Annotated in this window: 2 protein-coding genes; both read left to right on the forward strand. The window is 64.8% G+C overall.

Annotated features, from left to right (window positions below; genetic code table 11):
* On the forward strand, positions 1–3,656 hold a 3,656-nt coding region (locus ACF8EF_RS24085), incomplete at its 5' end, for an amino acid adenylation domain-containing protein (RefSeq protein WP_392462334.1).
* A 1-nt stretch (position 3,657) separates the two neighbouring features.
* On the forward strand, positions 3,658–9,686 hold a 6,029-nt coding region (locus ACF8EF_RS24090; protein WP_392529375.1), incomplete at its 3' end, for an amino acid adenylation domain-containing protein.

Consider the following 9,686-nt stretch of genomic DNA (forward strand, 5'->3'; position numbering starts at 1 on the left):
TGCGCGAAACCCTGAAGGCGCAGTTGAAGGTGCACCTGCCGGAATTCATGGTTCCGCACCACCTCATGCTGCTGCAGACACTGCCACTGAGCCCCAACGGCAAGCTTGAACGCAAGGCCCTGCCCAAGCCCGATGCGACGTCGGCCCAACGTGCCTACGTGGCGCCACGTACCGAGCTGGAAGCGCAGATCGCCCAGGTGTGGCAGGACGTGCTGAAAGTCGAGCAGGTCGGCGTGACCGACAACTTCTTCGACCTTGGTGGGCATTCGTTGCTCGCCACCCAGGTGATGTCGCGGGTACGCCAGGTGCAGGGGGCAGACGTACCCTTGCGTACCCTGTTCGAGCAGCCCACCCTGGAGGCCTTCGTCGCGGTGCTGCAGGCCGCACCGCAAGGCGTGCCTTGCGCACCGCGATTGCTCGCCGCGTGCCGGGATGTACCGCTGCCGTTGTCTTATGCGCAGGAACGCCAGTGGTTCCTTTGGCAATTGGAGCCGCAAAGCACGGCGTACCACCTCGCCAGTGCCCTGCGCCTTCGCGGCCGTCTCGACGCCGTGGCGTTGCAGCGCAGCTTCGACATCTTGGTTGCCCGGCACGAAAGCTTGCGCACCTTGTTCATCCAGGATCAGGGCCATACCCACCAGTTGATCCTGCCCCAAGGCGATGTCAGGGTCGAACGCGAGTGCCTGGACCTTTCCCAGCTCGACTGCGCCGGGCAGGATGCGGCTCTGCAACAGGCCGTGCTGCGCGAAACCCAACGCCTGTTCAACCTCACTCAGGGGCCGCTGCTGCGGGCCAGGTTGATCCAGCTCGGTGACGATGACCATGCCCTGGTGATGACCCAGCATCACATCATCACCGATGGCTGGTCGCTGCAACGCATGGTCGCGGAACTGATCGGCCTTTACCAAGCCTTCAGCCAGGGCCGCGCCGTCGATACCGCGGCGGCCGCGCTGCAGTATGCCGATTACGCCGTGTGGCAGCGCCAGTGGATGGAGGCCGGGGAGCGTGACCGTCAGTTGGCTTACTGGACCGGGCAACTGGCCGGTGAGCAACCCGTGCTGGAACTGCCCACCGATCACCCGCGCCCCGCCGTGCAGAGCCAGCGGGGTGCTAGCCACGACTTCAGCCTAGAGCCTGCATTGGTCGAGCGCCTCAAGCAGCTGGCCCGGGGTGAGCAGGCCAGCCTGTTCATGCTGTTGCTGGCTTCGTTCCAGGTGCTGTTGCATCGTTACACCGGCCAGCGGGAGATCCGTGTCGGCGTACCCATCGCCAACCGCAACCGTCTGGAGGTCGAGGGCATTCTCGGCTTCTTCGTCAACACCCAGGTGCTCAAGGCCGAGGTAAGCGCCGAAGCACCGTTCGCCGAGGTGCTGGCCCAGGTGCGCCAGGCCGCACTGGGTGCCCAGGCACACCAGGACCTGCCCTTCGAGCAACTGGTCGAAGCCTTGCATCCGCAGCGCAGCCTCAGCCACACACCGTTGTTCCAGGTGATGTACAACCACCACGATGAAACCCAGGCCGTACTGGCGGGCCAGCGCCTGGATGAACTGCAGGTCGAGCCGCTGGAGTGGGGCAATGTCACGGCCCAGTTCGACCTGACCTTGGACACCTACCAGCTTGAAGTGGGCATGGGCGTCCGGTTCACCTACGCCTGTGAACTGTTCGAGCCATCGACCATCGCGCGCCTGGCCAACCATTGGCAGACTTTGTTGCAGGCCATTGCCGAGCAACCCCATCAGGTCGTTGCGCAGCTGCCCATGCTCAGTGCCGCCGAGCAGGCCCAGTTGCGCGAGTGGAACGAGCCGCGCCACGCCTATCCGAGCGATCGGGCGGTACACCGGCTGATCCAGGCGTGGGCCGAGCGCACGCCTCAGGCGGTGGCTTTGCTGTGCGGCGACCGTACCTTGAGCTATGCCGAACTGGAGGCCCAGGCCAACCGCCTGGCCCATTACCTGATGGCCCAGGGCGTGGGGCCGGAGGTACGGGTCGGCATCGCCCTGGAACGCGGCTTTGACATGATTGTCGGCCTGTTGGCCGTGCTCAAGGCCGGTGGCGCCTATGTGCCGCTGGACCCCCAGTACCCACAGGAGAGACTGGCCTACCTGATGCAGGACTCGGCCATGGCACTGTTGTTGAGCCATTCGCAGTTGCTGCCGGAGCTGCCGGCCCCGGCTGGTCTGCGCTGCCTCGCCATCGACCGGCTGGATCTGGGCATGCAACCAGACAGCGCGCCGGCCCACGACCTGGCGCCGCAAAACCTGGCTTACGTGATCTACACCTCCGGCTCCACCGGCCAACCCAAAGGCGTAGCCGTGCCCCACGGGCCATTGGCCATGCACTGCCTGGCCATCGGTGAACGCTATGAAATGAGCGAGCGCGATTGTGAGCTGCACTTCATGTCGTTCGCCTTCGACGGGGCGCACGAGCGTTGGCTGACCACCCTTGGCCACGGCGGCCGGCTGTTGATTCGCGACCCGAGCCTGTGGACCCCGGAGCAGACCTACCAGGCCATGCACCGCCATGGTGTGACCGTGGCGGCGTTCCCCCCGGCGTATCTGCAACAGTTGGCCGAACATGCCGAGCGCGACGGCAACCCGCCGCGGGTGCGTATCTACTGCTTCGGTGGGGATGCTGTGCCGCATTCGAGCTTCGAGCTGGCCAAGCGAGCGCTACGGCCACGGTACATCATCAACGGCTACGGGCCCACGGAAACCGTAGTCACCCCTCTGATCTGGAAAGCCGGGCTCGATGATGCGTGCGGTGCGGCCTACGCTCCCATCGGCAGCCGTATCGGTGAACGCAGTGCGTATGTCTGCGACAGCGCCATGAGCCTGTTGCCGGTCGGCCTGGAGGGTGAGCTGTACCTGGGCGGCGAAGGCATTGCCCGGGGTTACCTGGAGCGCCCTTCGTTGACCGCCGAGCGCTTCGTGCCCGATGCTCTGGGCCAGCAGGGTGGCCGCCTGTACCGCAGCGGCGACCGCGTTCGCCAGCGTGCCGATGGCATCATCGACTACCTCAGCCGCATCGACCACCAAGTGAAGGTAAGGGGCTTCCGTATTGAACTGGGCGAGATCGAAGCTTGCTTGCAGGCCCATGGAGCTGTCCGTGAAGCGGTGGTGCTGGCCCAGCCTGGCCCGGCTGGTGCTCAACTGGTGGGCTACCTGGTCACCGGGCTTGCCGATGCCCGGGCCCAGGCCGAGCTGCGCGAAACCTTGCAGGCACACCTGCGCGAGGCGCTGCCGGCCTACATGGTGCCGAGCTACCTGCTGTTCATCGACCAACTGCCCCTGACCCCCAACGGCAAGCTCGACCGCAAGGCCTTGCCACAGGCGGATGCCAGCGACTTGCAGCAACTGTACGTGGCCCCCGAGGGTGAGTTGGAGCAGCAGTTGGCGCAGATCTGGGCGCAGGTGCTCAAGCTTGAGCAAGTAGGGCGTAACGACAACTTCTTCGAACTGGGTGGGCATTCGTTGCTCGCTACCCAGGTCACGGCTGCGGCCCAGCAGCAACTGCAGGCCAATATCCCGCTCGACCTGATCTTCAAGGCCGGCACCTTGCATGAATATGCCAGTGCGGTCGGCGGTTGCCTGAACAGCAACCTCAACCAGGACCTTAGCGACATGCACGACTTCCTCACCGAGCTGGAGACCCTCTGAAATGGCTGAATTGGACAACCTGGCACTGGTTCAGCGTTTCATTCGCCTACCGCTGGCACAACGGCAGGCCTTTCTCGACAAACTGGCCGGGCGCGGCATGAGCCTGGCCCAGTTCCCGATTCCGGCGATGCGCGGCGAATTCCCCCGCTTGCCACTGTCGTATGCGCAGCAGCGCCAATGGTTTCTCTGGCAACTGGACCCCGAGAGCCGCGCCTACCACGTGCCCAGCGCGTTGCGCCTGCACGGTGCGCTGGACATTACGGCGCTGCAGGCCGCTTTCGCCGACCTGATCGAACGCCATGAAGCATTGCGGACACGTTTTCAGATCGATGAGGACGACCGCACCTGGCAAGTGGTCGAAAAGCTGGCAGCCTTGCCCATCGAGCACGCGAGCCTCGCCGAAGGGCTGGACCCGGGCGCCCGCGACCAGGCCATCGAGACCTTCGTCAACGCCCAGACCCAGCAACTGTTCGACCTGCAGCGCGCGCCATTGCTGCGGGTTGGCCTGCTGCGCCTGGCCGAGGATGACCATGTGTTGGTGCTGACGCTGCACCACATCGTGGCCGATGGCGTGTCCATGGGCATTCTGGTCGACGAACTGGTCGCCTGCTATGCGGCCCGCAGCCAGGGGCAAACGCCACAGTTGCCTGCCCTGGCGATCCAGTACCCCGACTATGCCATCTGGCAGCGCCAGTGGATGGAGGCGGGCGAGCGTGACCGCCAGCTGCAGTACTGGACCGAGCAATTGGGTGACGAGCACCTGCTGCTGGAGCTGCCCAGTGACTTCCCGCGCCCGGCGCAGCAGAGCTACCGCGGTGGGCGCCACGAGGTCAGCCTGCCGGTGCCGTTGGCCCAAGGCCTCAAGCGCCTGGCGCAAAGCGAAGGCACCACGTTGTTCGTGGTGCTGCTGGCCTCGTTCCAGCTGTTGCTGCATCGCTACAGTGGCCAGGCACGGATTCGAGTCGGTGTGCCGATCGCCAACCGCCACCGGATGGAGACCGAAGGTCTGATCGGCTTCTTCATCAATACCCAGGTGCTCAGCGCCAACGTTGAGGGTAGCCAGCGTTTCGTCGATCTGGTAGCCCAGGCCAAGGCCGCCGCCATGGGAGCCCAGGCCCACCAGGATCTGCCTTTCGAGCAGTTGGTCGAGGCCTTGCAACCGCAACGTAGCCTCAGCCATAGCCCGCTGTTCCAGGTCTTGCACAACCACCAGAGCGATGAAACACGCACGGCATCTTCCCAGGTTGGCGGCCTGCGCGTGGAAACACTCGCGCCGGGCGAGCAGACCAGCAAGTTCGACCTGACCCTGGAAACAGTCGAGCAGGGTGGTGCACTGAGTGCGACATTGATCTACGCCACCGACCTGTTCCGTGCCGAACGCATCGAACGTATGGCCGGCCATTGGCTGGAGCTGCTCGCACGACTGGTCGCCAACCCTCAGGCGCGGCTGGGTGAAATCCTGTTGTCTGGGGCGCCTGTCACAACCGCTGGCCCGGGCTTGGCGCTGAAGCCGGTCGCAGGCGTGCATGAACTGATCAGCGAGCAGGCCCGGGCGAACCCGCAGGGCCTGGCGGTGGTTGTTGGTGAGCAACGCCTGAGCTATGCCGAGCTTGAACAATGGGCCGGCGCATTGGCTTGGCGTCTGGGCGAACAGGGCGTTGGCCCGGAGGCACGGGTGGCCATCGCTACCGGTCGTACGGTCGAATGGGCGGTGGCCATGTTGGCGGTGCACAAGGCCGGTGCTGCCTTCGTGGCGCTGGACCCAGCGCTGCCGCAAGAGCGTCAGGCCCAATTACTGCGCAGCAGTGCGGCTTGCCTGATGCTGGTGGACGTTCCGGCAACCTTGCCTGGGTTGGACACCCCGCGCCTGGTGATAGCGGATGCCAAGGGCGGGCCCGTGGCCGAAGCGGTTGCATTGGAGCGCAGCAATACCGCTTACCTGGTCTACACCTCCGGCTCAACGGGCCAGCCCAAAGGGGTGATGGTCGAGCACGGCGCTTTGCTCAATTACGTGCAAGGTGTGGTGCAACGCATCGAATGGCAAGACGTGCAGCGCATGGCGTTGGTCTCGACGCTGTCGGCCGACCTCGGCTACACCCAGCTGTTTGGTGCACTGTGCACTGGCCGAACGCTGCATCTGGTGGATACGGAGCTGGCGATGGATGCCGATGGGTTTGCCGACTACATGGGCCGGCATGCCATCGATGCACTCAAGATCGTCCCTTCGCACCTGGACGCTCTGCTCAAGGCTGCACGGCCCGAACAGGTGCTGCCGCGTCGCTACCTGGTGCTTGGCGGCGAAGCCTGCCCGTCGACCCTGTTGACCGAGATACACCGGCTGGCGCCGCAGTGCCGGGTGTTCAATCACTACGGCCCGACCGAAACCACCGTGGGTGTACTGGCCGGTGCCATCGATCTGGCGGTGGCAACGCCCCGTGCCAGCCTTGGCCAGCCCTTGGCCAACAGCCATGTGCGGGTGCTCGACGCCGACCTGCAAGCAGTGCTCGACGGCGTGCCTGGGGAATTGCACATTGGTGGTGCCGGACTGGCACGGGGTTATGTCGGCCAGCCTGGCCTGACCGGCGAGCGCTTTGTCCCGGACCCTGCCGGTGCTCCAGGTGCCCGGCTGTATCGCAGTGGTGACCAGGTACGCCTGGGCGCAACCGGTATCGAGTACCTGGGACGGGTGGACGACCAGGTGAAGATTCGCGGTTACCGTATCGAGCCTGGCGAGGTGGCCAATGCCCTGCGCAACCTGCCCCAGGTACGTGAAGCGGCAGTGCTTGCGATGCCTTCGGCCAGTGGTCGGCAACTGGTGGGTTACGTCGTGGCCGAGGGGGAGGGTGAGGGGGAGGGGGAGGGGGAGCCCGCCCAGCTTCGCACTGAACTGTTTGCGCAGTTGCGCCAGGCGTTGCCGGAACACATGGTTCCGAGCCAACTGGTACTGTTGGCGAACCTGCCCCTCAATGCCAACGGCAAGCTCGACCGCAAGGCCTTGCCGAAGCCGGAAGCGGCCACCGAAGCGGCCTTCGTGGCCCCGCGCAACGTGCTGGAGCAACGCCTGGCGACGATCTGGCAAGACGTGCTCAAGCGTGAGCAGGTGGGGGTGACCGACAACTTCTTCGAGTTGGGCGGAGATTCGATCATCTCCATCCAGGTGGTCAGCCGTGCTCGCCAGGCCGGTATCCACTTTACCCCCAAGCAACTGTTCCAGTACCAGACCGTTCAGGGTCTGGCCGGTGTCGCCCGGCAGGGTGAAGCCAAGTTAGGCGAGCAAGGGCCAGCCCAGGGCGCGTTGGCGTTGTTGCCAATTCAGCAGGCTTTCTTTGCCCGCCCCGTGGCTCGGCGTGCACACTGGAACCAGTCGTTCCTGCTACGCAGCCAGGTGAACCTGCCGGTGGCGTTGCTGGAGTCGGCCTTGCAGGCGCTGGTGATGCACCACGATGCCTTGCGCCAAGTCTTTGGCCAGGTAACAGGGCAGTGGCACGCCGAGTACCGTAGCGTCGAGCAGCAACAGGCCTTGTGGCAACAGCAACCGCTGCTGGAGCAGGCCCACTGTACCGACCGTGGCGCCTTGGAGGCGCTGTGCGAAACCGTGCAGGCTGGCCTGGACCTTGGCCAGCGTCTGCTACGCGCGGTATGCGTGCAGATGGACGACGGCAGCCAGCGGCTGTTGCTGGTAATCCACCACCTGGTGGTCGATGGCGTGTCCTGGCGAGTGCTGTTCGAAGACCTGCAACACGCTTGTGAGCAATTGCAGGCAGGCCAACCGATTAGCCTGCCGGCCCGCACCAGCTCGGTACAGCGCTGGGCACAGCAGCTGCAGGCCTTGGCCCAGGCACCACGCCTGCTAGAGCAGGTCGACTACTGGCAGGGTAGCCTGCAAGGCGCGCCACGTACGCTGCCTGGGGCCATTGCCGAGGCGCCAGCGCGCCACTGCGACAGCCATAGTGTGTACAGCCGGCTGGACGCCAGCGTTACTCGGCAGTTGTTGCAACAGGCACCTGCGGCCTATCGTACCCAGGTCAACGACCTGCTGCTCAGCGCCCTGGCGCGGGTGATCACCCGCTGGAGTGGCGAACGTTCGGTGTTGGTGCAATTGGAAGGCCATGGCCGCGAGGCGTTGTTCGACGATATCGACCTCAGCCGCACCGTTGGCTGGTTCACCAGCAAATACCCTGTGCTACTGACCCCGGCGCAGGACCTTGGGCAAACCATCAAGGCCATCAAGGAGCAATTGCGTGCGGCGCCTGACAAAGGCATTGGCTTCGGCATCCTGCGCCACCTGGCCGATGCCGCGACCCAGGCGTTGATGGCGGCATTGCCCGAGGCCCGTATAACCTTCAATTACCTGGGGCAACTGGACGGCCAGTTCGATGAAGGCGGCGCCTCGCTGTTCGTGCCAGCCGTCGAATCGGCCGGTGCCGAGCAGGATGCACAGACCCCATTGGGTAACTGGTTGACCCTCAATGGCCAGGTTTACGACGGGGAACTGAGCCTGGAGTGGAGCTTCTCGGCACAGATGTTCGAACCCGAGGTGATTGAGCGCCTGGCACATGAATACAGCCGCGAACTGGCCAGCCTGGTGGCTCATTGCGCGGCCGGTCGGGCATTGGGTTTCACCCCGTCCGACTTCCCCTTGGCGCCAGTGAACCAAGCCCAGCTGGACAACCTGCCGGTGACTGCCGACAACATCGAGGACATCCTGCCACTGGCACCCATGCAGCAAGGCATGCTGTTCCATACCTTGTACGAGCAAGGTTCGGGCGACTACGTCAACCAGCTCCGGGTGGATATCGATGGACTGGACCCGGCGCGTTTCCGCCTGGCTTGGCAACGGGTGGTCGAGCGCCATGAGATATTGCGCAGCAGCTTCTGCTGGGAAGGCGACCTGGCGCAGCCGCTGCAGCTGGTGCACCGCGCCGTTGAGGTGCCGTTCGAGGTGCACGACGCTGCGCAGGATGCCAACCAGCTTGCCGCCAAAGCCCTGGCCCAAGGTTTCGATCTGGCTCACGCACCCTTGCTTCGCCTGCAGCTGGTCGAGACCGGTGCAGGGCAGCATCACCTGATCTACACCCACCACCATATCCTCATGGATGGCTGGAGCAGTTCGCGGTTGATCGGTGAGGTGATGCAGCACTACGCAGGCCTTGCCGTTGACGCGCCGCGGGTACGCTACCGTGACTACATCCAGTGGTTGCAGGGCCAGGACGCGGCTGCCAGCCGAGCCTTCTGGGAACAGCAACTGGCCAGCTTCGAGCAACCGACGCGCTTGGCCAGCAGCCTGCTGCGCCCGGCCAGCGGCGCGCATGGCCAAGCCGAGCACCGGCGCCTGGTCGAGCGCTCGGCCACGCAAGCGCTGGGTGAGTTCGCCCGGGCTCGCAAAGTCACACTCAATACGTTGCTGCAGGCTGCCTGGCTGTTGTTGCTGCAACGCTATACCGGCCAGCAGGCGGTCGCCTTCGGCGCCACGGTGGCTGGCCGTCCCACCGACCTGCAAGGTGTGGAAGAGCAGGTGGGCCTGTTCATCAATACCTTGCCGGTGATCGCCAGCCCCAGCCCGCAACTGAGCGTGGCGCAATGGTTGCAGGCGGTGCAGGCACAGAACCTGAGCGTGCGTGAGTTCGAACATACGCCGCTGTTCGAAATCCAGCGCTGGGGCGGGCAAGGCGGTGAAGCGCTGTTCGACAACATCCTGGTGTTCGAGAACTACCCGGTGTCGGAAGCGTTGCAACAGGGTGCCCCCGACGAGCTGCGTTTCGGCACGGTGGCCAGCCATGAACAGACCAACTACCCACTGACCCTGGCGGTCAGCCTGGGCGATACCCTGGAACTGCGCTACAGCTTCGACCAGGCGCAATTCAGTGCGTCGCAGATACACCAGATCGACGCACACCTGATGGCCTTGCTACAGGCGCTGACCGAGCAAGCCGACAGGCATCTGGGCGAGTTGCCGATACTGGGCGCGGCCGAGCACGAGCGCATCGTCGAGCAGTGGAACGCCACCGCCACCGACGCCTACCCGCTGGA

Source organism: Pseudomonas sp. zjy_15, assembly GCF_043101865.1.
Lineage (GTDB): Bacteria > Pseudomonadota > Gammaproteobacteria > Pseudomonadales > Pseudomonadaceae > Aquipseudomonas > Aquipseudomonas putida_Y.